The following is a 25,598-nucleotide window of genomic DNA, read 5'->3' on the forward strand; positions in this document are numbered from 1 at the left end:
GGTCACCCGGCCTTTACGGCAGGGTCCATTTCTGGTTGGGGCCGGTGCCGCAGTCCCAGATCGTGACGGGGGTGGCGTCGGCGGGGTTGTTGCCGGTGACGTCGAGGCATCTGCCGGAGTTGGGGTTGCGCAGGGTGCCGTCGTTTTGGGGTGCCCAGTTCTGTGCGGCGGTGCCGTTGCAGGTCCATAGTTGGACTTTGGTGCCGTTGGTGGTGCCGGCGCCGGAGACGTCCAGGCATTTGCCGAGTGCTTTGAGCGTCTGGCCGGTGACGGTCCAGGATTGTGCTCCGGTGCCGTTGCAGGTGTAGAGCTGGATCTGGGTGCCGTCGGCGGTGGTGGCGGCGGCGACGTCCAGGCACTTGCCGGCCAGCCCCTTGATCGGGTCGGTACGGGACGCCGGGGCGCCCTTGACGAGGGTGAAGTCGTCCAGGTCGAACAGGCCGGTTCCTGTGCCGGTGTAGGTCAGGAAGAGCGTCTGCGCGCCCGAGGGAACACCGGCCAGATCGGCTTGGACGTCGGCGAAGGTCTCCCAGCCGCCGGTGTTCGGCACGTTCACCGTGCCGAGGACCGGGCCGGTGGCCGAGCCGGTCCTGACCTGGATCGCGCCGCCCGGACCGCCGGAGACGACCCTCGCCTTGATCTTGGTCACGCCGGTCAGGTCGACGCCCGCGTACGACGACCAGTCGCCCGGATCGATGTAGCCGAGCGTCTTGCCGCCGTGCGCGCCGGCCTTGTCGAACGGCGAGGCGCCGCTCACCCCGCTGTAGGACTCCGCCTCGATGGTCCTGTCACCCGTCGCGCCGAGTTCCTTGATCCGGATGTGGCGGAACGCGGCGTCGTCGCCGTCCCCGTGGTTCTGGATGCCGATGTAGCCCTGCTGGAGGCTGCGCGCCGGGTCGGTGTTGGTGAAGTCGTTGATCTTGACGCCGTTGAGGAGCACCTGGACGCGCTCGCCCTCGACCAGCAGCTCGTAGGTGTTCCACTCTCCCGGCGGGTTCAGGGCGGCGTCACGGGCGGCGAGGTCGGCGGACTTGAACCCGTAGACGGATCCGGTGGTGTGGTCGGCGGTGTCGGTGGCGTCGATCTGGATCTCGTAGCCGTTGTCGACCGCCGACCAGGGGTCGGTGCTGGCGGGGAAGCCGATGAACACCCCCGAGTTGTCGTCGCCGGCCAGCTTCCAGTCGAGCTTGAGCGAGTAGGAGTGGAACTCCTTTGCCGAGTACCACAGCATGCCGAGGCCGCCGAAGGAGGACAGGGTGGCTCCCGCGTTGGTGAACCCGCCGGGGCCGGCCTGCGACCAGCCGGTCGTCGACCCGTCGTACAGGTTGGTGTACCCGGTCTCCGGCCGGCAGTCCGCCTTGGTCTTGCCGGCCGCGTACCGGATGCCGCCGAGGAGCTGCGCCCTGAAGGCGCTCTCCGCGTACGACTCGGCGGTGTGCCCGCCGCCGGTGTAGAACGACCGTCCTCCGCCGTAGGACTTGCACCAGGTGATGGGATGGTCGCCGCCCATCGTGCCGCCGGAGTAGGACGACTCGTCGAGGGTGGCGAGCACGTGCGCGCCGGAGCGCGGGTTGGTCCGGTAGTTGTACCACTCGTCGGTGCGCGTCCAGGTCTGGCCGAGGTGCGCGGTCGCCGCGTGCGCCCGGTCCTCGGCCTTGACGGTGGCCTGCTGGATGGCCGGGTGCGAGGAGAACCACGCGCCGACCAGGTCGCCGTAGAACGGCCAGTCGTACTCGGTGTCGGCGGCGGCGTGGACGCCCACGAAGCCCTTGCCCGAGCCGACGTAGGACTGGAACGCGCTCTGCTGGGCGGCGTCGAGCACGTCGCCGGTGGTGCTGAGGAAGACGACGGCCGCGTACTGGTTCAGGTTGGCGGTGGTGAACGCGCCGCCGTCCTCGGTCGCGTCGACGGTGAAGTTGTTCGCCGCGCCCAGGTCACGGATGGCCTGGACGCCCGCGGGGATCGAGTCGTGCCGGAACCCCGCCGTCTTCGAGAACACGAGCACCTTGTAGGCGGTGTCGGCCGCCGTCGCCTGGCCGGTTCCGGTACCGGCGATGATCGCTAGGGCGGCCGCTGCCAGGGTCAGGCCCCGGCGCAGGAGGTCTCTCATCGTGCGCTCCCTCTTGAGGGGTGATGGGCGCGGGAGGGTCTCCGGTGCGCGGTCCGGGCCGGGCCGCGCACCGGAGACCCCGGCCTTTACGGCAGGGTCCATTTCTGGTTGGGGCCGGTGCCGCAGTCCCAGATGGTGACGGGGGTGGCGTCGGCGGGGTTGTTGCCGGTGACGTCGAGGCATCTGCCGGAGTTGGGGTTGCGCAGGGTGCCGTCGTTTTGGGGTGCCCAGTTCTGTGCGGCGGTGCCGTTGCAGGTCCATAGTTGGACTTTGGTGCCGTTGGTGGTGCCGGCGCCGGAGACGTCCAGGCATTTGCCGAGTGCTTTGAGTGTCTGGCCGGTGACGGTCCAGGATTGTGCTCCGGTGCCGTTGCAGGTGTAGAGCTGGATCTGGGTGCCGTCGGCGGTGGCGGCGGCGGCGACGTCCAGGCACTTGCCGGCCAGCCCCTTGACCGGGCCGGTACGGGACGCCGAGGCGGCCAGGGTGAAGGCGTCGACGTCGAACAGCGCACCGGCGCCGCCCTTGAACATCAGGTACAGCGTGGTGGTGCCGCTCGGCCCGTTCGTCAGGCTCGCGGTGACGTCCTGGAACGTCTCCCAGCCGCCGGTCACCGGCACCGTCGCGGAGCCGAGCAGGGTGCCCGTGCTGGAACCGGCCCGCACCTCCAGCGTGCCGCCCGCGCCGGCCGACGAGACACGCGCGGTGAGCGAGGTGGCGCCCTCCAGCAGGTAGGGCTGGAACGCGATCCAGTCGCCGTTCTCGATGTTGCCGACGGTCTTGCCGCCCTCGGCGCCCGCGTGGGTGATCGGGGTCACGCCGGCCGAGGAGCCGTAGTGCTCGGCCTGGCGGTGCTTCGGCTGCAACGTCGCCTGGGCCGTGCCCTTCAGCCCGCCCGCGTCGGTGTAGTCGGCGGCGAGGACGCCGAAGGTGTTGGCGTCGGTGGAGTGCTCGCCGTCCACCTGGGTCGTGATCGTGCCCGTGCAGCCGGTCTTCGAGGTCATCGCGTGGGCGTGCTGGTCATGGCCCAGCAGGTAGGTCACCGTGACCTTGGAGCAGTCGATCGCCCCGTCCTCGGGGTCGGTGACCGTCACCGCGTACGAGACCGTGTCGCCGAAGGTGAACGGCTGGCCGTTCTTCGGCGAGGTGAACGTCACGCTCGGGGCGGTGTTGCCCACCGTGACGATCACGCTCGCGGTGCCGGTCGCGCCCTGGGCGTCGGTGACCGTCAGCGTGGCGGTTCGGGTGCCCGCGGTCGTGTAGACATGGGAGGGGTTGGCCGCGGTCGAGGTTCCGCCGTCGCCGAAGGCCCACGCGTAGGTCAGGGCGCCTCCCTCGGGGTCGGAGGAGCCGGCGGAGGAGAAGTTCACCGTCAGCGGCGGCTGGCCCGAGGTCCTGTCGGCCGACGCCTTCGCGGTCGGCGCCCGGTTGCCGCCGGCGATGTACTCGATGCGGTACAGGGCCGAGTTGGCGTCGCCGCCGAAGTAGCCGGTGCCGTAGTCGAGGACGTACAGCGCGCCGTCGGGGCCGAACGCCGTGTCCATCACCTGCTTGCCGGTGAAGGGGAAGCTGGAGATGGCGCCACGGGAGCCGTTGGCCCCGACCTCGATCGCCTTGATCCAGCCGCGGCCGAACTCGCCGGCGAAGAACACCCCGTCCAGGGACTGGGGGAACTTCACGGCGGAGTTCAGGGCGGCGTCGTAGTGGTAGACCGGCCCGCCCATCGGGGACTCGGAGCCGCCCCCGAACTCCGGCGGCGAGCCGGAGTCGCCGCCGTACTTGATCCAGGCGGGCTTCGCCGGGGGCAGGGTGGTCATGCCGGTGTTGCGGAACGAGTTGTTCGTCGCCCCGCCGGCGCAGTTGAACTTCGCGCCGGAGACGCCGGTGGCGAAATCGTATTCGTTGTATGTCTCGGCGACGGTGTTGTCACCCGTGCAGTAAGGCCAGCCGTAGAAGCCCGGGCCGGTGACGCGGTTGAACTCCACCTGGCCCCCGGGGCCCCGGGAGGCGCTGGCCGCGCCCGCGTCCGGGCCGTAGTCGCCGAGGTACACGACGCCGGTGGCCTTGTCGACGCTCATCCGGAACGGGTTGCGGAAACCCATCGCGTAGATCTCGGGCCGGGTGTTCGCGGTGCCGGGCGCGAACATGTTCCCGGCCGGGATCGAGTACGTCCCGTTGTCGTTCACCTTGATCCGCAGCACCTTGCCGCGCAGGTCGTTGGTGTTCGCCGAGGTGCGCTGCGCGTCGTAGGAGGGGTTGCGGTCGGCGCGCTCGTCGATGGGGTCGTAGCCGCTGGAGTCGAACGGGTTGGAGTCGTCGCCCGTGCTCAGGTACAGGTTGCCCGCCGCGTCGAAGTCGATGTCACCGCCGACGTGGCAGCAGATGCCCCGGTCGGCCGCCACGTCGAGGATCCTCACCTCGCTGCCCGCCTGGATCTTCCAGTCCGCGGTGAGGGTGAACCGCGAGAGCCGGTTGACCCCCTGCCAGGCCGACCAGTCGGAGCCGGTGGCGGGGGCGTCGCCTGCCGGGGTGGACAGCGGGGGCGCGTAGTAGAGGTAGACGCGCCGGTTGGTCGCGAAGGCGGGGTCCACGCCCACGCCCTGAAGGCCTTCCTCGTCGTGGTTGTACACCGTCAGCTTGCCGACCACCGTGGTGGTGCCCCCGGCGTCGGTGCGCCGCAGCGTGCCGTCACGCGCGGTGTGGACGACCGACCGGTCGGGCAGCACGGCCAGCGACATCGGCTCGCCGACCTCGTCGACGCCCTTGGCCAGGGTGACCTGCTGGTAGTCGGCAGGGTTGACGACGACGGCGTTCGCGGGGGTGGCGCCGGCGGCCAGGACGAACGTCGCGCCGCCGGTCGCCAGGAGGGCGGCCAGGGCGGCCCTCAGTGTCCGTCTTCTTTTGTGGTGCACAGGAAGCCTTTCCGGTGCTCGGGGGGTGTCGTCCAGGCGGGGCGGCGTGGACGTGGCTGAACGCACGGCGTGGGCCCGCGGACGGCGCGCGCCGAGTCGGTGAGGGCCGGCAGGCACCGCCGCGCTGTTTCCGGAGAATTACGGTTCGCTATCCTCTGGAGCTCTTTCGCCGTGACTCTAAGTTCTTTCCACACCCCCGTCTAGGTCTTTAGCCCGATATTTCATGACTTTAGTTGAGAAAAACGTAAGTACCCTGGTGGCTTGGTGGAGACCGGCGCCCTTGACATGAAGCTTGGTTGAGGTTTCAGACTGTCGTGGGTGCCGCGACCCCCGCGCCACCGCCGCGTCACCCATTGGAGGGGCCACGATGACGTTCACCCAGGTCGAGATCGACTACCTGGCGACGCAGAGACTGGGGCGGCTGGCGACGGTCCAGCCCGACGGCACGTTGCAGGTCAGCCCGGTCGGGTTCTCCTACAACGCCGACCTCGCGACCATCGACATCGGCGGCTACAACATGGCCGCCAGCCGGAAGTACCGCAACGTGGCCGGCAACGGCCGGGTCGCGTTCGTCGTCGACGACATCGCGTCGGTGCGGCCGTGGCGCGTCCGGTGCGTGGAGATTCGCGGTCTGGGCGAGGCGATCGAACATCCCTCGGACTCCGCGAGCCAGGTCACCGGACCCATCATCCGTGTCCGCCCCCGGCGGATCATCAGCTTCGGCCTGGACGACTCCGACGTCGACCCGCACAAGCTGATCCCGAGCAGGCGGTGGGTCTAGCCTGCTGGGTGGGGCGGGCTGAACTGGTCGAGCGGGCCCTGGGGGGCGTCGTCGGCGAAACAGGTGGAGGGGCATGCCCAGGAGCGCGGTCAGCGTGAATGCCGCAGAAGCGGGACGGCGTGCGAACGGGGTGTGACCGCCGGGTGGCGATCTGGCCGGTGGGCCGGAACGGGATTTACCGGCGTTCTCCTGGCCGGTCGAATTCTTGCCGCCTCGATGCGTCGCCGATGCCATCGGTTGGAATGCGGGTCACGATGGGAATTGATCGGCCTGGCGGAGCTCAATCGCAATATGTGGAGCTTTGATATTTCAGGTCTGATGATACGAGGGATTCAATACGGTGGTCTCCTTCTTGTCAGTCCCAGGTGGTGCCCGGGGTGCGGGAGAAGCTGTCCCAGGTGGTCCCGGCAGTGCGGGTGTACGCGTCCCAGGTGGTGCCGGCGGAACGAGTGGAGCTGACCGGGGAGAAAGTGGAGTTCGTCATTTCTTCGTCTCTTTCGCTGCGGGCCGTTTATTTGTTCTCGCAAGAACAACTCTGCGGGAATCGCGGCCCGCGAACCAGACGAATGGACGGCAGCAAGCTGCCCTCACGTGACCACTTCCTGCCACCCCGAATGCCGCGCCGGGGCCCGCTCCGGCTCTTGGCCTGGTCGGCGACGGGCGCGTGGCTCCATGCTCGACGAGCCGGCGCGTCGTCGTCCGCCGGCCCGGTGGTCCTGGTGGCGCATGGCGAAGTTATTGCCTGGCCGGGAAGGTTCGATTGGTTCTCCTCGACGGTTGTCCGGGGAGTGGCCTCCACTAGGAGGTAATGCCATGGCTGACAGCAAGACAAAGCCGGAGCTCCGCGACGAGAACGATGTAGTCGGGCTGTTGCTCCACCAGCACACCATGATCCGCGACCTGTTCGCCGAGGTGGAACAGGCGACCGGAGGGGCTAGGGCGGAGTCCTTCGAACGACTGGTGCGGCTGCTGGCCGTACACGAGACGGCCGAGGAGGAGATCGTCCATCCCTACGCCAGGCGCAAGATCGACGGGGGAGAGGCCATCGTCGACGACCGGCTCCGGGAGGAGAACGAGGCCAAGCAGCTGCTCTCGCTCATGGAGAAACGGGGTACCGACGACCCCTCCTTCTCCTCGAATCTGAAGGAGCTCCGCCAGTCGGTGATCGAGCATGCCGAGGCGGAGGAGCGCTACGAGTTCACCCAGCTGGTCAAGGAGACCACCGACGCCGAGCGGCGGGCCATGGCCCTCGGGGTCAGGGCCGCCGAGGCCGTCGCTCCGACACACCCGCATCCCGGGGTGGAGACGGCGACCGAGAACGTCGTGGTCGGCACTCCCGCGGCTATCATGGACCGGGCTCGCGACCTCATCCGCCAGGCGATGAGCAAGAACAAGCAAGACGACTGACCGGGTCACCGGGGAGCGTACGGCCCGCGCGCGAAAGCCGCGAGCCGTACGCTCCCCAATGACCGCACGCAAAGCCGGGGGCCGTGCGCGCTCCATGCCCGCCGCGGCGGCGCCCTCTAGCAACCTTTCTTGTTGACTTGAAGTAAAACAACTGTAAAGTCTCTTTTCAGAGAGCGCTCTCACGTCTCGTCCACCCCCCAATCCCCCCCAAGGACCTGCCGTGAGATTCACCGTGCTGACCGGCGCGGCGGTGCTCGCCGTCGCGCTCGTCCTCCCCTCCATGCCCGCCCAGGCGGCCCCATCGCCCGATCCGGGCCCGAATCCGTCCGGGGCCTCCTCGGCCCAGCAGGCGCTGCAACGCGACCTCGGCCTGACCCCCACGCAGGCCCGGATCCGGCAGGCTCACGAAGCGGCGGCGTCCGTGGTGGAGCGCGGGCTCCGCACGCGCCTCGCCGACCGGTTCGCCGGCGCCTGGTTCGACGCCGCCGAGGGACGGCTGGCCGTCGGCGTCCTTTCCGCCGCCGACGCCGACCTCGTCCGCGCGGCGGGTGCGCGCCCGGTGGCCGTACAACGCAGTGAGAAGCAGCTCGCGGCCACGAAGGCCGCGCTCGACCGCGCCGCCGGCGGCGCCGGGCGGAACGTCTACAGCTGGTACGTCGACGTGGCCGCGAACACCGTCGTCGTGTCGGCGGCCGACCTCGACGCCGCCCGGCGTTTCGTCAAGGCCGGAGCGGTGGACGCCGCCGCGGTGCGGGTCTCCGCCGGCCAGGCGCCCCGGCCCCTCTACGACATCCGCGGCGGGGACCAGTACGTCATCAACGGCAACACGCTCTGCTCGGTGGGCTTCTCGGTGAGCAACGGCGGCTTCGTCACCGCCGGGCACTGCGGCGGCACCAGCAGCCCCACCCTCGGGTACAACAACGTCACCCAGGGCACCTTCGCCGGTTCGTCGTTCCCCGGCAACGACTACGCCTGGGTGCGCACCAACGGCGACTGGACACCGCGCCCCTGGGTCAACAACTACGGCGGCGGGAACGTCGCGGTGGCCGGCTCTCAGGAGGCCGCGACCGGTTCGTCCATCTGCCGATCCGGGCGCACCACCGGCTGGCGCTGCGGCGTCATCCAGGCCAAGGACGTCACCGTCAGCTACTCGGGGTCGCTGGTCTACGGGCTCACCCAGACCACCGCCTGCGCCGAGGGCGGCGACTCGGGCGGCGCGTGGATCACCGGCGACCAGGCGCAGGGCGTCACCTCCGGCGGCTCCGGCAACTGCTCGACCGGCGGCACCACCTTCTACCAGCCGGTCAACGAGATCCTCGGCGCGTACGGCCTGACCCTGACCACCACCGGAGGCGGGAGCACCAGCCGGATCATCGGCTGGCAGAACAAGTGCATCGACGTCCCGAACTCCAACGGGGTCGACGGGCAGCGGCTGCAGCTGTGGGACTGCAACGGCACCAACGCCCAGAACTGGACCTTCCCCGGCGACGGCACCATCCGCGCCTTCGGCCTCTGCATGGACGTGGCCTGGGGTTCACGCGACAACGGCGCCGTCATCCAGCTCGCCAGGTGCAGCGGCAACCCGGCGCAGCAGTTCGTCCTCAGCGGCGCCGGTGACCTGGTCAACCCGCAGGCCAACAAGTGCGTGGACGTCACCGGCTGGGGCGGCACCGGCACCCCGTTGCAGCAGTGGGAATGCAATGGCGGGGCCAACCAGAAGTGGTGGCGGGGCTGACGCGCGGCCCATCCAGAGCACCGGGGGGGGCGGCGGGCGTTCGCCGCCCCCACGGCAACGTCTACACCGCGCTGGACGGCGACCACACACGTGTGTAGCGGCCGTCCCGGCCTCCCCGACGTGGAGCCGAGGGCACAGGCGGCGGACCAGATTGTAGATGCTCGCGGCCGTCGGCCCCTGCCCACAACAGGCACTCAGCGAGGAACTGCGCATCTACCGCAGCGTCATGGTCACCCTCTGCGACGACCTCGAACGGGCCGGCCACGCGCGCCGCGAGCGCAACCCCGACGACCGGCGCGCCTACGCCGTCACCGTCACCGACTCGGGCCTGCGGCTGCTCGACGAGGCCGAGCCCGCGGTCCGGGGGTTCCTCGACCACACCTTCCAGGCCCTCACCCCCGCCGAGCGCGACCAGCTCACCACCCTGCTCACCAAACTCCTGACCCCCTGAGACAACGACCGGCTTCGGTCAGGCGAGGCCGGCGTCGTGGGCGAGGAGGGCGATCTGGGTCCGGTTGTCGAGATCCAGCTTGGTGAGGATGTGGGAGACGTGGGCCTTGACCGTGGCCACGCTCATGAACAGCTCCGCGGCGATCTCGGCGTTGCTCCGGCCCCGGGCCACCGCGACGACCACGTCGTTCTCGCGGGGGCTGAGGGCGGCCAGCGCCGCGCGAGCCCGCTGGTAGGCCCCGGCCTGGAAGGCCGCGCGGTCCATGAGGCGGCGGGTGACGCGGGGCGACAGGATCGGGTCTCCGGCGGCGACCCGGCGCACCGCCTCGACGATCCGCTCCGGCGGGGTGTCCTTGATCAGGAAGCCGCTGGCGCCGGCGCGCAGCGCGTGCAGGATGTTCTCGTCGGTGTCGAAGGTGGTCAGCACGATGACCTCGGGCGGGTGCCGCCGGCTCCGTAGCCTGCGGGTGGCGGTGATGCCGTCCACACGCGGCATCCGCAGGTCCATGAGCACGACATCGGGGGAGTGCGCGTCCGCGGCGGCGAGCACCTCGTCGCCGTCGGAGGCCTCGCCCACCACGGCGATGCCGTGGATCCCGTCGAGCATCATGGACAGCCCCGCGCGGACGAGGGCGTCGTCGTCGACCAGGAGTACGCGCAGCGGACGGCTCACGCCGGCCATGGTAGCCAGGCGCGCAGGCGGAACTCGGCGGCGGTCAGCTCGTGGTCGAGCTCCCCGCCCGCGAGGTGTACCCGCTCGGTCAGCCCGACCAGGCCGGTCCCGGCGCCGGGTGCGATGGGCGCGGCGGCGCCTCCCGCGGGCAGGGGGTTGCGGATGTCGATCACGAGCCGGGAGCCGGGCCTGCCCTCCAGAACCACCTGGACCGGCTCGCCTGAGGCGTGCTTGCGGGCGTTGGTCAGCCCCTCCTGCACGACACGGTAAGCGGTGCGGCCCATGGCGGCGGGCAAGGCGGCCGGGTCGACCACCCCGTCGCGCAGCCGCACCTGCCCCCCGGCGTCGCGGGACTCCTCGACCAGCCGGGGGAGATCGGCCAGTACGGCCTGCGGCCATCCGGCGGCGTCGTGGTCCCCGGCCGGGTCCTCGTCGCGCAGCAGGCTGATCACCTCGCGGAGCTCGTCGAGCGCCTGGTGCGCCCCGGCGCGGACCACGCCGGCGGCGCGGGAGAGCTGCTCGGGCGGGGCGTCCGGCCGGTACTCCAGCGCACCCGCGTACGTGGCCAGCAGGGACAGCCGGTGGGCCAGCACGTCGTGCATCTCGCGGGCGATACGGGTGCGTTCGAGCATGCGGGCTTCGGCCACCCGCCGGCCCTGCTCGGCCTCGGCGCGGCGGGCGCGCTCGCGCAGCGAGCAGACGAGCGCTCGTCGAGCCTGGGCGAGCGCGCCCCAGCCGACCAGCGCGCCGTACCCGACGGTGACCAGGACCAGCCACCAGCCGAAGGAGATGCCCGCGTTGGGCCGCCACAGGCCCTGCGCCGCCTGCGCCGCGATCCCCGCCGCGGCCGTCGCGGCCGCGGCGGGAAAGCCGCGCCGCTGGGCGACCTGGAGCGCGCCGAGGGTGGCAGGAGGGGTGGCCGCCGGTGACAGCACGGCCAGCACGGTGAGCGCCAGCGCGCCGGTGACCGGCCGCCACAGCAGTACGGGTGAAAGGGCGCACCCCAGCACCCCGGTAGCGATGTCGAGCGCCAGCAGCCCTCTCGACGGATGCGCTCCGGCCAGTCCCCAGATCGTCGGCGCGACCAGGGCGGCCATACAGGCGATCACCCCTGTCACGACGGCGGTCAAAGGGAGGCGCCGGCGCACGGACTCCGCCTCCGCCTCGCAGTGGTTCTCGCCGTTCACGCGGCCAAGGGTAGCTCCGGGCATCGAGGCGCCGACACCTACCAAAGTCGGTGGCCGGCTCGACCGCGGACGTACCCGCCGCCGCCACGCGCCCGATGCGGGCCCCGCCCCGCGGCGGCGACGCTGTCGGGGTGAACCAGGCGGGACCGGCGGCGGCCATCAGCGGATGGCTCGCGGGACGGCCGTCCGTCATCGAAGGAGGAAGCGCATGTTCGGCGAGACCACTCGTACTGATGCCGCACCGGGGCGCGCCGGCCGTACCGCCACGCGGAGGGCGCTGACCGTGGCCGGCGGGACGGTCGCGGCGCTCGCCGTCTGGGCGGTGGCCGGCCCTGTCGCGGGAGCCGGCCTGACCGTCCAGGTCGGAGGGGCGGTTCAGCCCGTCGGGCCGGGCGCGGTCGCGGTGGCGAGCCTGGTCGCCGGGCTCGCGGCCTGGGCGCTGCTCGCGTCGCTGGAACGGATCGTGAGGCGGCCGGGACGGCTCTGGACGATCATCGCGGTCGTGGTGCTCGTACTGTCGCTGCTCGGGCCGCTCGGCGCCGTCGGAGCCGGGAGCATGGTGGCCCTGGCCTGCATGCACCTGGTCGTCGCCGCGGTGCTCATCCCCGGCCTCGGCCGCTCGGCGCGCGCCCGGTGACCGTGCGTCCGCCCGGGTGGGACGTGCCCGGGGCTTCCCGTCGGATCGCGGCGGGCATGGCGGCGCCTCCCAGGCTTCGCGGGGGCGGGCCAGGGAGGCGTTCGCTGGGTGACTAGTAGCGTTCCGCCACGCCCGAGTTGATCTCGGTGAGCGCCACGGTGGCGTCGGTGTAGCGGAGGAGGCCGGACAGGGTGGGCGGCTGGGCCAGGGTGGCCTGGGCGTAGCGGACGGCGTCGCCGACCGTGCTCAGGCGCAGGCGCTGGGTGGTGAGCGTACGGACGGCGGTGCCCGCGTTGATCCGGCGGGACGCCATGTTGAACGTGGTGGCCAGCAGTTCGGCCCGCAAGGAGCGCGGCTGCGTCGCCGGCAGGAACAGGACCGCCGACGCCTCCTGCTGGGACAGCGCGCCGTTGGCGGCGGAGCCGTCGGCCCCGTCGAAACGGGTGTCGGTGGCCTGGACGCGGGCCAGCACCTCGGCCGTCCGCAGGTCCGTCCGCAGCCCCCACAGCGCCGAGAGCATCGGCAGCCTGCTGGGCGCGACCACGGTGATCGAGGTCTGCGCCGACCCCGTCGCCGGGGTGAACGTGCAGCCGTTCGCCCCGCCGTAGGACAGGCTCGCCGTCCCGGTCGCCTTGGCCCCCGCCTCCATCAGCAGGGTGGGCCGCGCCGTGAACGTGATGGTGCCCGACGCGCCGGCGGCGACCGTGGCGAGGTTCCAGGTCAGCGTCGTGGTGCCGTCGGCGTTCCTGGTCACGGTGGCCGGGCGTGGCCCGGCGCCCTGGTCGAGGGCCTGGCTGTAGTAGACGCCCGCGGGCAGCGTGTACTTCAGGGTGGCTCCGGTGGCCGGCGCGCTGCCGGTGTTGCGGTGGCCGACCGTGTACGTGATCGCCTCGCCCGCGTTCACGGAGGAGGTGGCCGTGGCGGTCACCGCCATGACGGGCGCGTGGACCCTGGTGACGGCCGTGGCGGTGTTGTCGGCCAGCGTCTCCTCCAGTTCGGGCTCCCCGGCGGCGTTCTTGCCGGTGACCTTGACGGTGCTGGTCAGCGTGCTGCCGTCCGCGGCAGTGCAGGGCACCGTGTACGTGAACGTCTCGGTGGCCGTCTGGCCGGGCGCGAGGTCGCTCAGTTGCCGGGTGACCGGGTCGCCTGCGGGAGGCGTGAACGTGACCGAGGTGGCCGTGGACTTGCTGGGTCCCTTGTCGCCGATCGTCACGGTGGCGGTCACCGTGTCGCCGCCGGCGGCGTCGGGCCTGTCGACGGTCATGCCCGCGGTCAGGTCGACCGCCTTCACGCGGAGCACGGCGTCCCCGGTCAGCTCGGGCACGATCGGGCCGTGCGTACCGTCGGAGAAGTACCGGCTGCTGGTGAAGTCGTAGACCAGGCGGTCCCAGTCGGGGTTGCTGAGCAGCGTCTCGTCGTCGTCGGTCTTGTCGCAGTCCGGCCCGAGGGCGGTGATGCGGTTGATGTTGGCGCTCGCGTGAGCCGAGAACGGCGGTCCGTCGCCGGTCCAGTCGATCGGGTCCTCCGCCGGGCCCTTGGCCACCAGGCCGCCGACGCCGTAGATGACCGGGCGGACGACGCCCGCGAGTCCGGGGTCCTTGATCTCGTCGAGGTCGGTCTCGTCCAGGTTCGCCTTGCCGAACCGCTGGTAGTCGAGGGGGCGGTCGGGGTCGATCCCCGCGAACTGCCAGGAGTAGCTCATGACGCTCTGGTAGTTGGGCTTGCAGTTGACCAGGTCGGCGGTCCCGTTGCCGTAGCGCCCGCCGTGGCCGAGGCCGAAGGTGTGGCCGAGCTCGTGAAGCAGCGTCGCCTGCTCGGCGGCGGCACGCCCGCCGACCTCGCCGAACATCTTGGGGGTCCACCGGCCGAGGGACACGACGAAGTCGTTGGAGCCCCGGTCGTCCAGCTCCGCCCGGCCCGAGGTGGTCCCGCTGTCGGTCAGGCCGTTGATGAAGATCCCGTACCGGAAGTGGAGCCGCTTGTAGAGCATGATCTTGTCGCACAGGGGGCTGGCACGGTCCGCGTCGGTGCCGAAGTTGCCGGTGGCGTCCGGTCCGCACGCCTTGGCGGGGTTGCCCTGCTTGAGGTCGTCGAAGTCGTCGTACGTGCCGGGGGCGCGGGTGTCGCCGAAGTCGATCGCCTCGGCGTACGGGAGCTCCTCGTCCGGTATCAGGTGCAGTGCCAGGCCGTCGGCATGGGTCTGGGGGTTGGTGACGAGGGCGTCCGAGAACACCTGCTCGACCCTGGACAGCACGCCGTCCTGCGGCTTCTCCAGGCGCATCCAGTCGATCTCGGCGTAGATGTCACGCCGGGTGGGGTCGGCGCCGAGGTCGGGCAGAGGCAGATCGACGATGTCGTCGTCGTTGAGGTCGACGCCGCGGTACTCCTCGTAGTCGGTGTATCCGTCCCCGTCGGAGTCGGTCACGCTGTTCGGGGTGATCTCGAGGCACACCTCGACGGCGGGCTGCGGGTCGCTCCCGAAGATCCCGCCGCCCGGCTCGCCGTTGCCGGTGACGCACTGCACGGAGGAGGTCATGTCGCCCGAGACGGTGCCGTGGATCATGTTGACCTTGAACCGGGTGTAGGGGTCGCCCGCCCGGGGGGAGGTGTCGGCCCAGTCGTCGCCCGACGTGGAGTCGTGGTCCTTGATCAGGACGGAGATCTCCTGGTCGAGGACCGTGGTCGGGATCTGCTGGGTCAGCGTCCAGAACGGGGCGACCTGGACCTGGTCCTCAGCGGCTCTCGGGGTGGTGAACGTGGGGAAGCCGGCGAAGGTGATCTCACCGTAGAAGTCGGGGGCGCTCTCCCCGGCGCTTTCGAGACCTTCGTTACGGCAGGGATCGACGCAGCTCACGAGCAGGACGCGCACAGTGAGTGGCTGGGTGCTGGCCGCCGCTCTCGCGGGTGTGGTGACGACGGCCAGGCCCAGGGTCATCATGAGGAGGGCGAGAACCGCGCGTAGGGGACCGGTAGACATACCGCAACCATCGGTTCATTTGGACCGATCCAGCATGAGTAGCCCCCTACTCAATCCCCCCATTTCGTCTTACGTCCGAACAGCCGGGCGCGTTTGCGCGTCGAAGATCCTCCCGGGCGGTGCCGATCCCGCTTTCCGCGACGCCACCCGGGGAGATATTCGGACGCCGGTGGTCAGCGTTTCGCCGTGCCTGGGTCGGCCGTCTCCAGCGGCTGTTCGCCGGCCTTGGGGGGCTCGGGGAGGTCCAGGCTGTCGCGCAGCTTGGTGGGCTTGAGGAAGAGCGTGGCGACGACGCCGACCACGCTGATCGCGGCGGAGACGAGGAAGATGTGCCCCGTGGCGTCGCCGTAGGCCGCGCGGACGACGGTCCTCGCGGCTTCGGGCAGCGCGCCGATGTTGAGGGTGGTGCCCGCCGAGCCGGACGGCCGGATGCCCGCCTTCGCGAAGCCTTCGGCGATGCCGGAGGCCACTTGGTCGGCGAGGACCGCGCCCAGGACCGAGACCCCGAACGTGCCGCCCAGTGACCGGAAGAACGTCACGGCGCCGCTGGCGGCACCCAGCTCGCGCAGCGGGACGGTGTTCTGGATGGCCAGCACCAGGTTCTGCATGCACATGCCGACGCCGATGCCGACCAGCAGCATCCCGCCCGAGACGAGCACCAGCGAGGTCTCGTGGTCGATGGTGGACAGGCCGAGGAACCCGAGCGTGAGCACGATCGACCCGGTCACGATGTACGGCTTGACGTGGCCGCTCCTGGACACGAGCCGCCCGGAGATGGTCGAGGAGAGCAGCACCCCGAGCATCAGCGGGATGGTCAGCAGCCCGGCCTCGGTGGGACTGTACCCCCGGCCGATCTGGAAGTACTGGCCGAGGAACACCGCTCCGCCGAACATCGCCATGCCCACCGCGAGGCTGGCCAGGATGGCGAGGGCGGGGGTGCGCCTGCGGACGACGTGCAGCGGCACCACCGGCTCCTTGACCCGCGACTCCACCCAGGTGGCGACCGCCAGCACCAGCACCCCGCCGCCGGCGAGGGCCCCGGTCTGCCAGGAGATCCAGTCGAAGGAGTTGCCCACGAAGGTGATCCAGATGAGCAGGATGCTGACGCCCGCGGCGATCAGCGTGGCGCCCGCGTAGTCGACTCTGGTGTCCGGGCGGCGGATCGAGGCCACGTGGAGCGTCTTGTGCAGCAGGACGAAGGCGAGCGCCGTGAACGGCACGGCGATGAAGAAGCACCAGCGCCAGCCCAGCCACGAGGTGTCGGCGATCAGCCCGCCGAGCAGCGGCCCGCCCACGGTGGCCACGGCCATCACGGCGCCGAGGTAGCCGTTGTAGCGCCCCCGCTCCTTGGGAGTGATCATCGCGGCGAGGACGACCTGGACCAGGATCTGCAGGGCGCCCATGCCGAGGCCCTGGAGGGCGCGGAAGGCGATGAGCTGGCCGGTGTTCTGTGCGAACCCGCAGGCCAGCGAGCTGACCATGAAGATGACGATGGAGATCTGCAAGAGCAGCTTCTTGCTGAACAGGTCGGCCATCTTGCCCCAGATCGGGGTGGAGGCCGTCGCTGCCAGCAGCGAGGCGGTGACCACCCACGTGTACTGGGACTGGGTCCCGTCGAGCGCGCCGATGATCTGCGGCAGCGCCACCGACACGATCGTGCCGCTGATCATCGCCACGAACAGCACCAGGAGCAGGCCGCTCAGCGCTTCGAGGATCTGCCGGTGGCTCATCGGCTCCGCGTCGTGCGTGGTGACCGGTTGTGCGCTCACGCGCGACCTCCGATACGGGGTAATCGGGAACGGACCGGACCACCATACATGCACATTGCGCAAGTTTGCGCACCGAGCATGTTTGCGTGGACAGTAAGCTGTCCGTGTCATGACGACCACAGTGGGGTTGCGCGAGCGCAAGAAGGCCGAGACGCGGCAGGCGGTCCACGAGGCCGCGCTGCGGCTGACCGTGGAGCACGGCCTCGAACACGTCACCGTCGAGGCCATCGCCGACGCCGCCAACATCTCGCGGCGGACCTTCTCCAACTACTTCGCCAGCAAGGAGGACGCCCTCCTCTACGGCGACGAGCAGCGCATCCGCCTCATGGGGGAGAGGGTCCGCGCCCGCCCCGCCGAGGAACCGGCTTGGCGGGCGCTGCGCGAAGCCGTGCACGAGCTCGTTCGCGAGCCGGGCGGCCCCGAGAGGGAATGGGCGGTCCGCGCCACGCTCGCCAAGAGGCATCCCTCGCTCCTGGCGCGGCAGCTGGCCAACCACGCCAACCTCGAACGCGACCTCGCGCAGGCCATCGCCGGGCGCGGCGATACGGGCACCGGCACACGGCCCCGGGTGATGGCGGCGGCCTTCCTGAGCGCGGTGCGCATCGCCACGCACATGTGGATCGACGAGCACGAGTCCCGCACCATGGGCGACATCCTCGACGACGTCTTCGACGAGATGGCCCGGCCCTTCGACCGATGACGGATGATCGCGCCCGAAAGCGGATTTTTTTCTACTTTCGTAACCTTGCGGTGACCTGCTAAAAGCCTCCCATGCCGAGAGTGATCGGCTGATTTGCCTGCTTGGGCGCTGAGATTGCGGGCAGGCTTTCCCGGACCATTGCCGGACTCAGAGGCCGGGGGTGAACGTCGTTCCGCTTGGGCAAGCGAACGACTCCTGTCATGCCGCCGTCGCTTCGGCGCGAGTTCGATCGGATCAAGCTAGTTGGAGGACATGGTGACGCCAGCAAACCCTGACAAGCCAAACGAAGAACGGTCGACCGAACCGGGCGGGCCACGCTGCCGCATCCCACGCCCACTGTTCTTCGCCGCAGCTCTCGTGCTGGCGGCGTCGGGCGGCGTCGAAGCGGCCGCGGCCTCGGCGTCATCGCCCACGACGCCCCCGGAGGGAACGCCGACTCCCACGGTGACGATCAGCGAGACTCCCACGGAAACGCCCACCGAAACGTCCACTGCGACCCCGACCGAAACTCCGACCGAAACCCCGACGCCGGCCCCCGCCGTCAAGGTGTCCGCCGCCGACGCCTGGCGCTTCATCGGCACCCCGCACGGCGAGTTCGTCGTGCCGGCGAAGGACTGTACCTTCCCGGTGCTGTTCACCCAGACCGGGCAGGCCACCGTCGTGGCCGAGGACGCGATCACCGTGAAGAGCCAGGACGGCTACGAGAGGGTGTACGCGATCGGCGACTCCACCCGGACCGTGTCCGGCCGGCGGGGCGACACCAAGATCAAGCAGGGCGACTGGGTGTCGGTGACCGCCGCGACGCCGGGCGATCCCACGACCGTCCCGCCGCAGCCCGAGCCCACTGCGGTCCCGCCGGAGGACGTGCCGACGACCACGCCCACGACCGAGCCGACGACCGCCCCGCCGACGACCACGCCCACGCCCGAGGGGACGACCGCCTCGCCGACGACCGCCCCGCCCACCACCGCGCCGGCGACCGCCCCGCCCACCACCGCGCCGGCGACCGCCCCGACCACGGGCGAGCCGACGACCGCTCCGTCCCAGAGCGCGCCGGCGACCGTCGCGCCCCAGGTGGAGCCGACGACGGCCGCGCCACAGGATGAGCCGGCGACGACCGCCGCCTGGGTCTTCGATCTGACGCGGCCCAGCAAGAACTTCTGGCGGGGCAAGGGCTGGTGGGCTCCCAAGCACTGGCAGCCCGGCAACCTCCAGTGGCGTGCCCCCAAGCCGTGCCCCACCCCCACCGAGACGCCCACTCCGACCCCGACGGAGAGGCCCACCGAGACCCCCACCGAGACCCCGACCGCTACCCCGACTGAGACTCCCACGGGAACTCCGACCACGACGCCCACGGACGAGCCGGCCCCGACGGTCACCGCGACCGTGACCGTTCCCCCGAGCTCGGCCCCCTGACGCTGAGCGCCGACCTTTCGCCGGTGGCCGCGGGCACGAGCCCGCGGCCACTTCGCGTCCGGGCCGTACCCGGCCGGTCAGGAAGCGAGGGCCAGGGTCCCAAGGGCGCGGTGGAGACGCTGACGAAGGCGTGACCGGCCCCTGAGGGGACGTCAGGCCAATGCGGGCTCCTCGATGAGGGCGACGCGGACGGCCGACGGTTCGCCGCCGGAGAGGGGTACCGCGAAGACCGCCGTCCGCTCGCGGGCCGCGTAGACCACGAACCGCAGGCCGTCCTCGTCCCACACGTCCTGGACGTCGGAGGTGAGCCGCGCGGACGCCGAGCAGTAGGCGGGGCTGAGGTAGAGCAGCCGCAGCGAGACCTCCAGCGGGATCTTCTCGGGCGCGACCACGGCGAGCGGCCTGCGCAGCCGTACGAGAAGCCGGCGCAGGGGCGTCAGCCAGTGGCGGTCCAGCTCCGCCGAGAGCGCCAGCAGGGCGGCGGCCTCCGCCAGGCCCACGACCACGCCCGTCGCGTCCAACGGATACGGCCCCGCCCAGATGGCCGCGACGCTCACGGCGAGCAGGAGTCCCGCCCGCCCGAAGCCGCGCCAGTTGACGGGACGGGCGTGCGTGCCCAGGCAGCCGCACGACGAGGCGGGCGCGGCGAGGCGCCCATAGGTGAGGTAGAGGAGGAATCCGGCGGAGAGAACGGTGGCGGCCGTCCCCTCCAGCGGCGAGGCCGGCGGCAGCAGCAGCGCCGCCGCAACCGCGAGCTCCAGCACCGCGACGAGCCGGAGCGCCGGGACCGCGCGCGCCGCGCCGACCAGCCGGGCCAGGGCGGTCTGCCCCGCCTGCGCCCGCATCCGCCGGCTGAGCAGTTTCATCAGGGCGGCCCAGAGCAGGAACAAGGCGATCACGTACGGCTGCGGCGCGGCGATCCCGTGCATCTGTGGCTCCTAGTGGGGGGAGAAGACGGTGGCGATGTCGACTTCGTTGGTGTCCGGCCGCCAGGCGCCCAGGACCTGCACGTGCTGGCCCACCCGCAGTTGCGACAGGTCGGCGGAGGGCGGCGCGTCGGAGTAGACGGCCACCGACTTGCCGGCCACGAGGTGGCAGAGGATCTGCTTGCCGTTGTGGTCGAGGTGGACCTTCTCGCTGGTGATGTTCTGGATGTGGCCCTTGACGTTGACGATGTTGAACCACACCGATTCGGCGGCGAGGACGCCGTCGGGCATGCGAACGCCCCGGGCGTAGAGTCCGTCACCGGGCTTGGCCTGGTCGAAGGCGACGGGGCCCAGCTTCCACAGGCTCGTGCCGTCGACGACCCTGATGCGGTGGAACACCCAGTTCGAGCCGAGGACGAAGAGCGTGTTGTCCTTGATGGAGCGGATCCGGCCCTCGGCGAAGTTCGGGTCGGGCGTGCCGGGCTCGACGTCGGGCGCCGCCTGGGCGAAGGCCGCCTCCGGGCCGAGCGACCCGAACGCGGTCGCGGCGACGACGCCGGCCCCGCCCCCGAGCACGGCGGACTTGAGCAGTTGTCTTCTGCTGGTCATCGGACGCCTCCTAGCTAGGGGACCGAGATCTCGCACGGCCGCAGGCCGGTCGAAAGGCTGGCGATCCGGCTGTAGGCGGCCGGGGTCAGGTCGATCAGCCGGTTGCTGGCGCAGGTCGCGCCGCAGCAGCTGCGCTCGCCGCAGAACAGGTCGGTCTGGGGGCCGCAGTCGGCGATGGTGGTGACGACGCTGGTGCCGCTGCACAGGGCCGTGGTCCTGTGGCTGAAACCACAGGTCCTGCGCGACATGCTGACGCCGCAGCTGTCGGGACGGGTGATCGCCCAGCAGGCGTCGGAGGTGTTGGGCCAGGCGTGCTGCAGGCTCCCGGAGTTGCAGGTGCCGCACGCTCCCTTGCCGGTGGTGCTGCACGGGCCCCAGGCCGCGCCGCAGCAGAACCAGGAGACCTCTCCTTGGACGGGTCCGAGCAGGTCGAGGGGTGGGTCGGTGGACTGGCTGCGCGCCATGCGCGTCCTCCTTGGGGGGTGAGCTCTGACGGTTCCCCGATTGTGTGGTGCGCTTAGGCCGAAATTTCTTGACTTGTCACATGAATAACATGTAATGAAATTTCGTCAATGCCCAAACTGCAGCCGCTCCGGCCTCACCAAGGCGGCCAGGGAACAGGAGTGCCGGCCCGGCGGGTCCGGGGGAGGGGCGCGGGAGTGGGAAGCTAACTGTTCGGCTTGTGTTCACCCCGTGCCATCGGAGGACTAGCACATCGCGATTTAACCTGACATGGCTTACCACCCTCCGTGCAAAGGACAGTCATGGCTGTTTCCGCTGGAAAGGGACGCTCCCGCAGGATGCTCCTCTCGGTCGCGTCCGCCATCGGCCTCATCGTCGGCCTCGGCCTGTGGGCCGGAGCAGGCACGAGCTCCGCGGCCTCCGTGCCGTCGCCGAGCCACGTCGTCGTCGTGGTACTGGAGAACCACGCGTACTCGCAGGTCATCGGCAGCTCCAGCGCCCCCTACATCAACTCGCTGAAGACCGGCGGCGCCAACCTCACCCAGTTCTACGCCGAGACCCACCCGAGCCAGCCCAACTACTACGCCATGTTCTCCGGAGGCACCCAGGGAATCACCGGCGACGGCTGCGTCACGATCGGCTTCAGCTCCGCCGCCAACCTCGGCTCGGAGTTGATCGCGGCGGGCAAGACCTGGGCGAGCTACAACGAGGGCCTGCCCAGCCAGGGCTCCACGGTGTGCACCAGCAGCGGCGGGAAGTACGCGCAGAAGCACAACCCCTGGTTCGGCTTCCGCAACGTCCCGGCCTCCACGGCCTACACGATGGCGCAGTTCCCGACGGACTACACCAGGCTGCCGACGGTCTCCTTCGTGGTCCCGGACCTGTGCAACGACATGCACGACTGCTCGGTTTCGACCGGCGACACCTGGCTGAAGAACAAGCTCGGCGCGTACGCCACCTGGGCGAAGTCCAACAACAGCCTCCTTGTGGTCACCTTCGACGAGGACAACAGGCTCAGCGGCAACCGCATCGCGACCGTCGTCTACGGCCAGCCGGTCGTCCCGGGCAGCACGTCCGCCACCACCTACAACCACTACAACCTGCTCCGGACTCTGGAGGACATGGCCGGCCTGACCTCCCACGCGGGCAACGCCGCCTCGGCCTCGGACATCACCGGTATCTGGAGCTGAGCTGATGTGCGCCCCGCGCGGGACGGACACGCGATGAGGGCATGTAGGGCGGCGTACGCTCCGGCCGGGACGGGGACGTGATGACGACCCGGGCTCGCCTGGTCACGCTGCTGGTCGCGGTGGCGCTGCTGTGCTCGCTGGCCCTGGCCTCGGTGCTGCAAGCGGCGCGGCGGGCGGAGGAGCGCGACCGGGCGCGTCCGGGCGGCCCGCCCGTCGCGCCCGGCGCCGTGACCCTCGACCGCGAAGGGCGAATGATCTTCCGCAACATGGCCTGGGGAGCGCACCGGGACGAGCTGGTCTCCGTGGCGGCCTCCGACCCGGGCGGGGCGCGCACCTCGGCCCCGATCCGCTGCCTGCGCTTCCACGCGGCGGCCGGGACCGGGGTGTGCCTGCGCAAGGTGGACGGCCCGATACGGGAGACCTACTACGCGTCGGTACTCGACGCCCGGCTGCGGACGCTGCGCGACTACCCGATCGCGGGCATCCCGTCCCGGGCCCGGGTCGCGCCGTCCGGACGGCTGGCCGCCTGGACGGTCTTCGTGGGCGGGGACTCCTACGCCGGGAGCGACTTCTCCACCCGGACCTCGATCGTCGACACGCGGACATGGACGCTGACCCCGAGCCTGGAGACCTACGCGATCGTGAAGGACGGCAGGCCGTACCACGCCTCCGACGTGAACTTCTGGGGCGTCACCTTCGCCGACGACGGGCACTTCTACGCGACCTTGGCCACCAAAGGCGAGACCTACCTTGTGCGCGGTGACATCGCCGCGCGCAAGGTGACCACGCTGCGTCCGAACGTCGAGTGTCCGTCGCTGTCGCCCGACGGCACGCGCCTGGTCTTCAAGAAGCGCGTCCCCGGCCTCAGCCCGGACGAGCCGTGGCGGCTGTACGCGCTCGACCTGCGGACCATGCGCGAGACGCCGCTCGCCGAGGCGCGCAGCGTCGACGACCAGGTCGTGTGGGCGGACGGGCACACCGTGATGTACGCCCTGGCGGGGGACTTCGGCGCCGACCTGTGGTCGGCGCCCGCCGACGGGACCGGCGCCTCCAGGAGGGTGGCCCTCGCCGCGCTCAACCCGGTCTTCGTCGGCTGAGGCCGGCGTCCAGGAGGGCGGCGCTCGCCGCGCTCAGCCCGGTCTTCGTCGGCTGAGGCCTCCGGCGGGGGCCCGGCGGGCGTGCACGCGCTCGGGGCTCGGCCAGCGCACGGCGTACACCCAGCCGGCCCGTTCGAGCCAGCGGATCAGCCGGGCGCTCGGGTCGAGCTGCCCTCTGAGCACGCCGTGGCGGGCGCAGGTCGGCTCGACGTGGTGCCAGTTGTGCCAGCCCTCGCCGAGGGTCAGCAACGCCACCCACCGGACGTTGGACGAGCGGTCCCTGGTCTGGAACGGGCGCTCGCCGAAGGTGTGGGCGACGGAGTTCACCGACCAGGTCACGTGGTGCACCACGGCGTAGCGGACCAGCCCGCCCCAGAACAGGGCGGTCCACACGCCGGCCCACGACATCGCCCACAGCCCTCCCACGGCCGCGGGCAGCAGGAAGGACAGCGCCGCGACGGCCGGGTAGGCGGAGTCGAACCGCCGGACGTCCGGATCGGCCAGCAGGTCGGGCACCCAGTGCTCACGGCTGGAGCGCCGGCGCGCGGTGAAGAACCACCCGGCATGCGCGTGCGCCATGCCCCGCAGCAGGGCGGCGCCGCCGTCGCCGTAGCGCCACGGCGAGTGCGGGTCACCGGGCTGGTCGGCGTACTTGTGGTGGCGGCGGTGCTCGGCCGTCCACAGCGTGACCGGCCCTTCGACCGCCATGCCCCCGGCCAGCATGAGCGCGATGCGCAGCGGCCTGCGGCACCTGAAGGCCCGGTGGGTGAAGTGCCGGTGGTAGCCGACCGCGATGCCGAAGATGCTGATCACGTACATGACGACGGCGATGACCACGTCGCGCGGGCCGATGCCCCACCCCCAGGCGGCGGGGACGGCGACGGCCAGGATCAGCACCGGAAGGATGACCAGGGCGATCAGATAGGCGGCGCGGCGCCCGGCCGTGACCGCCACCGTTTCGGCCGTGCCGTGCTCCGGACGGGCCGGCGGGAAGGCCGACATGGTCATGCTCGCTCCCTGCGGTCGGCGAGGACCGCCTGGTGTGCGGTCCGGGCACCCATTCAACGGCCGGACGACCGGGCGGGGGGAGTTGCCTGGAAGTGACGCATCAATCACGTAGGGCAGGCAAGGGATCGCAATCTGTAGCTATTCTGGGGGCGATGTGACCCGGCGCACGGAGATCGCCACGCAAAGTGGCGGCAACGGCCTGGTCCGGTGGCGGTTCAGAGGCGAGACGGAGGGTCCTACGGCATGGGTGCTGTCGATCAGGCGACCGCGGGCGACCATCTGGAGAGATACGACGCGGCCATGGCACGCGATCCGATGTCCGCGTTCGCCCTCGTCCGTGAGTGGATGCGCACCGACTGGCGCGCCTTCTTCGCGGTGCTGCGCGAGCAGCGGCCGATCTTCGTCACGCCCGCCTTCACCGTCGTGACCCGTTTCGCCGACGTCACCGAGGTGCTCTCCCGGGAGGAGGTCTTCTCGGTCCGGGCCTTCGGCCCGCGCCTGGACGCGGCGCTGGGCGGGCCGTTCATGCTGGCCAGGGACGCGACGCCGATGAACTGGCGTGAGAAGGGGCTGATGCGGGTCATGCTCCCTCCCGAGGAGGCGGCGCGCCTTCGCGGGCTGGCGGGGCGTTCGGCCGACGAGGCGCTGGACGCCGTGGCCGGGCGAGGGCGCGTCGAGGCCGTCGGCGAGCTGTTCCGGCACGTCGCCCTGCGCGTGTGCGCGGAGTACTTCGGCGTCCCCGGGCCCACACCGCAGACCCTGTCGCGATGGACCAGGGCCGTGGTCACCGACGGCTTCGCCAACTTCCAGGGCGACCCCGCGATCAGGGCCGCGTCGGTTCTCGCGGGCGAGGAGATGATCGACTACCTGCGCGGCCTGCTCGCCGAACGCCGGGCCGCCCTTTCGGCGGGGCCGGTGCCGCCGCCCGGCGACGTCTTCTCGCGGCTCGTCCGCACGAGCCTTCCGGCGGAGGTCGGCCTCGGCGACGAGCGGATGCTGATCAACATGGCGGGGCTGCCGCTCGGGTTCGTCGAGAGCGGGCCGGGGGCCATGGTGGAGGCGGTCGAGCAGCTCATGCTCCGCCCCCGCGTGCGGGCGCAGGCCGTGGAAGCCGCCGCCGACCCCGATCCCACCCGGTTCGATGGCTATGTCTGGGAGGCTCTGCGGTTCAGCCCGTTCTTCAAGCTGCTGCCCCGCGTGTGCGAGCGCGACCACGTCCTCGCCGCCGGCACCCCGCGCCGCACGGTCGTCCCCGCAGGCACGTTCGTGCTTGCCGCTCCGGCCTCGGCCATGTTCGACGCCGACGTGGTCGACGAGCCGGACGAGTTCCGCCCGGGCAGGTCGGGGCACCTCCAGTTGTTCTTCGGCCACGGCCACCACGCCTGCCTCGGAGTGCACCCCGCCAGGGCCGTCATCTGCGAGGTGGTGCGCCGCCTGCTCCTGCGCCCCGGGGTGCGTCTGCTCCCGCCGCCGGACGGGGTGGTCGTCCGGGCCCACGGGATCTTCCCCGACCGGTTCGTCCTCGGGTTCGGCCCGCAGGGGAAGGAGACGTGAC

21 protein-coding genes are annotated in these 25,598 nt (G+C 71.1%); 10 read left to right on the plus strand and 11 right to left on the minus strand.

The window, feature by feature from the left end:
• Nucleotides 1-13 precede the first annotated feature (13 nt).
• A complete protein-coding gene (locus ACGFIV_RS28240) occupies nt 14-2,110 on the minus strand; it encodes a ThuA domain-containing protein (protein WP_392838179.1) in 2,097 nt (698 codons plus the stop codon).
• Between the two features lie 86 nt (nt 2,111-2,196).
• Complete coding sequence (locus tag ACGFIV_RS28245) at nt 2,197-5,019, minus strand: PQQ-dependent sugar dehydrogenase (protein WP_392838180.1); 2,823 nt, start codon at nt 5,017-5,019, stop codon at nt 2,197-2,199.
• Nucleotides 5,020-5,386: 367 nt separating this feature from the next.
• On the opposite strand from ACGFIV_RS28245, the gene ACGFIV_RS28250 reads away from it, so the two are divergent.
• Complete coding sequence (locus tag ACGFIV_RS28250; protein ID WP_358559463.1) at nt 5,387-5,800, plus strand: PPOX class F420-dependent oxidoreductase; 414 nt, start codon at nt 5,387-5,389, stop codon at nt 5,798-5,800.
• A gap of 355 nt (nt 5,801-6,155) precedes the next feature.
• Here ACGFIV_RS28250 and ACGFIV_RS28255 read toward each other — a convergent pair whose 3' ends face one another.
• Nucleotides 6,156-6,284 carry a hypothetical protein gene (locus ACGFIV_RS28255; protein ID WP_358559465.1) on the minus strand — a complete coding sequence of 43 codons (129 nt, stop codon included), beginning with the start codon at nt 6,282-6,284 and terminating at the stop codon, nt 6,156-6,158.
• A 329-nt stretch (nt 6,285-6,613) separates the two neighbouring features.
• Here ACGFIV_RS28255 and ACGFIV_RS28260 point away from each other — a divergent pair, with 329 nt between their 5' ends.
• The 3 genes from ACGFIV_RS28260 (at nt 6,614) to ACGFIV_RS28270 (ending at nt 9,393) form a co-directional block, all read left to right on the plus strand.
• Nucleotides 6,614-7,207, plus strand: coding sequence for a hemerythrin domain-containing protein (locus ACGFIV_RS28260; protein WP_358559467.1), 594 nt, complete (start codon nt 6,614-6,616; stop codon nt 7,205-7,207).
• 220 nt (nt 7,208-7,427) lie between these two features.
• The gene (locus ACGFIV_RS28265) at nt 7,428-8,942 is read left to right on the plus strand and encodes a ricin-type beta-trefoil lectin domain protein (RefSeq protein WP_358559469.1); all 1,515 of its coding nucleotides are present in this window, start codon (nt 7,428-7,430) and stop codon (nt 8,940-8,942) included.
• Between the two features lie 157 nt (nt 8,943-9,099).
• Complete coding sequence (locus tag ACGFIV_RS28270; protein WP_392838181.1) at nt 9,100-9,393, plus strand: MarR family winged helix-turn-helix transcriptional regulator; 294 nt, start codon at nt 9,100-9,102, stop codon at nt 9,391-9,393.
• Nucleotides 9,394-9,411: 18 nt separating this feature from the next.
• Here ACGFIV_RS28270 and ACGFIV_RS28275 read toward each other — a convergent pair whose 3' ends face one another.
• The gene (locus ACGFIV_RS28275) at nt 9,412-10,074 is read right to left on the minus strand and encodes a response regulator transcription factor (RefSeq protein ID WP_358559473.1); all 663 of its coding nucleotides are present in this window, start codon (nt 10,072-10,074) and stop codon (nt 9,412-9,414) included.
• On the minus strand, nt 10,062-11,252 hold the full coding sequence (locus ACGFIV_RS28280) for a sensor histidine kinase (protein WP_392838182.1): 1,191 nt from the start codon (nt 11,250-11,252) through the stop codon (nt 10,062-10,064). The genes ACGFIV_RS28275 and ACGFIV_RS28280 overlap by 13 nt, the downstream gene beginning before the upstream one ends.
• Nucleotides 11,253-11,460: 208 nt before the next feature.
• Between ACGFIV_RS28280 and ACGFIV_RS28285 the strand changes: the two genes are divergently transcribed.
• On the plus strand, nt 11,461-11,889 hold the full coding sequence (locus tag ACGFIV_RS28285) for a DUF6069 family protein (RefSeq protein WP_358561871.1): 429 nt from the start codon (nt 11,461-11,463) through the stop codon (nt 11,887-11,889).
• 112 nt (nt 11,890-12,001) lie between these two features.
• Here ACGFIV_RS28285 and ACGFIV_RS28290 read toward each other — a convergent pair whose 3' ends face one another.
• Both ACGFIV_RS28290 and ACGFIV_RS28295 read right to left on the minus strand, forming a co-directional pair.
• Complete coding sequence (locus tag ACGFIV_RS28290) at nt 12,002-14,866, minus strand: CARDB domain-containing protein (RefSeq protein WP_392838183.1); 2,865 nt, start codon at nt 14,864-14,866, stop codon at nt 12,002-12,004.
• Nucleotides 14,867-15,039: 173 nt separating this feature from the next.
• The gene (locus ACGFIV_RS28295) at nt 15,040-16,596 is read right to left on the minus strand and encodes an MDR family MFS transporter (RefSeq protein WP_358559424.1); all 1,557 of its coding nucleotides are present in this window, start codon (nt 16,594-16,596) and stop codon (nt 15,040-15,042) included.
• Between the two features lie 148 nt (nt 16,597-16,744).
• On the opposite strand from ACGFIV_RS28295, the gene ACGFIV_RS28300 reads away from it, so the two are divergent.
• The gene (locus ACGFIV_RS28300) at nt 16,745-17,335 is read left to right on the plus strand and encodes a TetR family transcriptional regulator (RefSeq protein WP_358559404.1); all 591 of its coding nucleotides are present in this window, start codon (nt 16,745-16,747) and stop codon (nt 17,333-17,335) included.
• Between the two features lie 444 nt (nt 17,336-17,779).
• Nucleotides 17,780-18,751, plus strand: a complete 972-nt coding sequence (locus ACGFIV_RS28305) for a hypothetical protein (protein WP_392838184.1) — start codon at nt 17,780-17,782, stop codon at nt 18,749-18,751.
• 152 nt (nt 18,752-18,903) lie between these two features.
• On the opposite strand, the gene ACGFIV_RS28310 is transcribed toward ACGFIV_RS28305, so the two are convergent.
• The 3 genes from ACGFIV_RS28310 to ACGFIV_RS28320 are packed head-to-tail and all read right to left on the minus strand — an operon-like array spanning nt 18,904 to nt 20,750.
• On the minus strand, nt 18,904-19,680 hold the full coding sequence (locus ACGFIV_RS28310; protein ID WP_392838185.1) for a MauE/DoxX family redox-associated membrane protein: 777 nt from the start codon (nt 19,678-19,680) through the stop codon (nt 18,904-18,906).
• Between the two features lie 9 nt (nt 19,681-19,689).
• Nucleotides 19,690-20,286, minus strand: a complete 597-nt coding sequence (locus ACGFIV_RS28315; protein ID WP_358559410.1) for a cell wall protein — start codon at nt 20,284-20,286, stop codon at nt 19,690-19,692.
• A gap of 14 nt (nt 20,287-20,300) precedes the next feature.
• Entirely contained in the window at nt 20,301-20,750 is a 450-nt protein-coding gene (locus tag ACGFIV_RS28320) for a hypothetical protein (RefSeq protein WP_358559412.1), read from the minus strand.
• Between the two features lie 300 nt (nt 20,751-21,050).
• Here ACGFIV_RS28320 and ACGFIV_RS28325 point away from each other — a divergent pair, with 300 nt between their 5' ends.
• Both ACGFIV_RS28325 and ACGFIV_RS28330 read left to right on the plus strand, forming a co-directional pair.
• Nucleotides 21,051-21,938, plus strand: a complete 888-nt coding sequence (locus ACGFIV_RS28325) for an alkaline phosphatase family protein (RefSeq protein ID WP_392838186.1) — start codon at nt 21,051-21,053, stop codon at nt 21,936-21,938.
• Between the two features lie 80 nt (nt 21,939-22,018).
• Nucleotides 22,019-23,035, plus strand: coding sequence for a TolB family protein (locus ACGFIV_RS28330; RefSeq protein WP_392838187.1), 1,017 nt, complete (start codon nt 22,019-22,021; stop codon nt 23,033-23,035).
• A 33-nt stretch (nt 23,036-23,068) separates the two neighbouring features.
• On the opposite strand, the gene ACGFIV_RS28335 is transcribed toward ACGFIV_RS28330, so the two are convergent.
• Entirely contained in the window at nt 23,069-24,043 is a 975-nt protein-coding gene (locus tag ACGFIV_RS28335; protein ID WP_392838188.1) for an acyl-CoA desaturase, read from the minus strand.
• Nucleotides 24,044-24,286: 243 nt separating this feature from the next.
• Between ACGFIV_RS28335 and ACGFIV_RS28340 the strand changes: the two genes are divergently transcribed.
• Nucleotides 24,287-25,597, plus strand: a complete 1,311-nt coding sequence (locus ACGFIV_RS28340) for a cytochrome P450 (protein ID WP_358559420.1) — start codon at nt 24,287-24,289, stop codon at nt 25,595-25,597.
• Nucleotide 25,598: the final 1 nt, after the last annotated feature.

Origin of the sequence: Sphaerisporangium sp. NPDC049003 (genome assembly GCF_043197795.1) — a bacterium.
Lineage (GTDB): Bacteria > Actinomycetota > Actinomycetes > Streptosporangiales > Streptosporangiaceae > Sphaerisporangium.

Excerpts from the sequence above, each read along its gene's own strand:
- ACGFIV_RS28310 (WP_392838185.1), bottom strand. The coding sequence starts at position 19,680 with ATGCACGGGATCGCCGCGCCGCAGCCGTACGTGATCGCCTTGTTCCTG.
- ACGFIV_RS28335 (WP_392838188.1), bottom strand. The coding sequence starts at position 24,043 with ATGACCATGTCGGCCTTCCCGCCGGCCCGTCCGGAGCACGGCACGGCC.
- ACGFIV_RS28315 (WP_358559410.1), bottom strand. The coding sequence starts at position 20,286 with ATGACCAGCAGAAGACAACTGCTCAAGTCCGCCGTGCTCGGGGGCGGG.
- ACGFIV_RS28340 (WP_358559420.1), top strand. The coding sequence starts at position 24,287 with ATGGGTGCTGTCGATCAGGCGACCGCGGGCGACCATCTGGAGAGATAC.
- ACGFIV_RS28275 (WP_358559473.1), bottom strand. The coding sequence starts at position 10,074 with ATGGCCGGCGTGAGCCGTCCGCTGCGCGTACTCCTGGTCGACGACGAC.
- ACGFIV_RS28250 (WP_358559463.1), top strand. The coding sequence starts at position 5,387 with ATGACGTTCACCCAGGTCGAGATCGACTACCTGGCGACGCAGAGACTG.
- ACGFIV_RS28240 (WP_392838179.1), bottom strand. The coding sequence starts at position 2,110 with ATGAGAGACCTCCTGCGCCGGGGCCTGACCCTGGCAGCGGCCGCCCTA.
- ACGFIV_RS28260 (WP_358559467.1), top strand. The coding sequence starts at position 6,614 with ATGGCTGACAGCAAGACAAAGCCGGAGCTCCGCGACGAGAACGATGTA.
- ACGFIV_RS28270 (WP_392838181.1), top strand. The coding sequence starts at position 9,100 with ATGCTCGCGGCCGTCGGCCCCTGCCCACAACAGGCACTCAGCGAGGAA.
- ACGFIV_RS28290 (WP_392838183.1), bottom strand. The coding sequence starts at position 14,866 with ATGTCTACCGGTCCCCTACGCGCGGTTCTCGCCCTCCTCATGATGACC.
- ACGFIV_RS28330 (WP_392838187.1), top strand. The coding sequence starts at position 22,019 with ATGACGACCCGGGCTCGCCTGGTCACGCTGCTGGTCGCGGTGGCGCTG.
- ACGFIV_RS28300 (WP_358559404.1), top strand. The coding sequence starts at position 16,745 with ATGACGACCACAGTGGGGTTGCGCGAGCGCAAGAAGGCCGAGACGCGG.
- ACGFIV_RS28255 (WP_358559465.1), bottom strand. The coding sequence starts at position 6,284 with ATGACGAACTCCACTTTCTCCCCGGTCAGCTCCACTCGTTCCGCCGGC.
- ACGFIV_RS28320 (WP_358559412.1), bottom strand. The coding sequence starts at position 20,750 with ATGGCGCGCAGCCAGTCCACCGACCCACCCCTCGACCTGCTCGGACCC.
- ACGFIV_RS28325 (WP_392838186.1), top strand. The coding sequence starts at position 21,051 with ATGGCTGTTTCCGCTGGAAAGGGACGCTCCCGCAGGATGCTCCTCTCG.
- ACGFIV_RS28285 (WP_358561871.1), top strand. The coding sequence starts at position 11,461 with ATGTTCGGCGAGACCACTCGTACTGATGCCGCACCGGGGCGCGCCGGC.
- ACGFIV_RS28295 (WP_358559424.1), bottom strand. The coding sequence starts at position 16,596 with ATGAGCCACCGGCAGATCCTCGAAGCGCTGAGCGGCCTGCTCCTGGTG.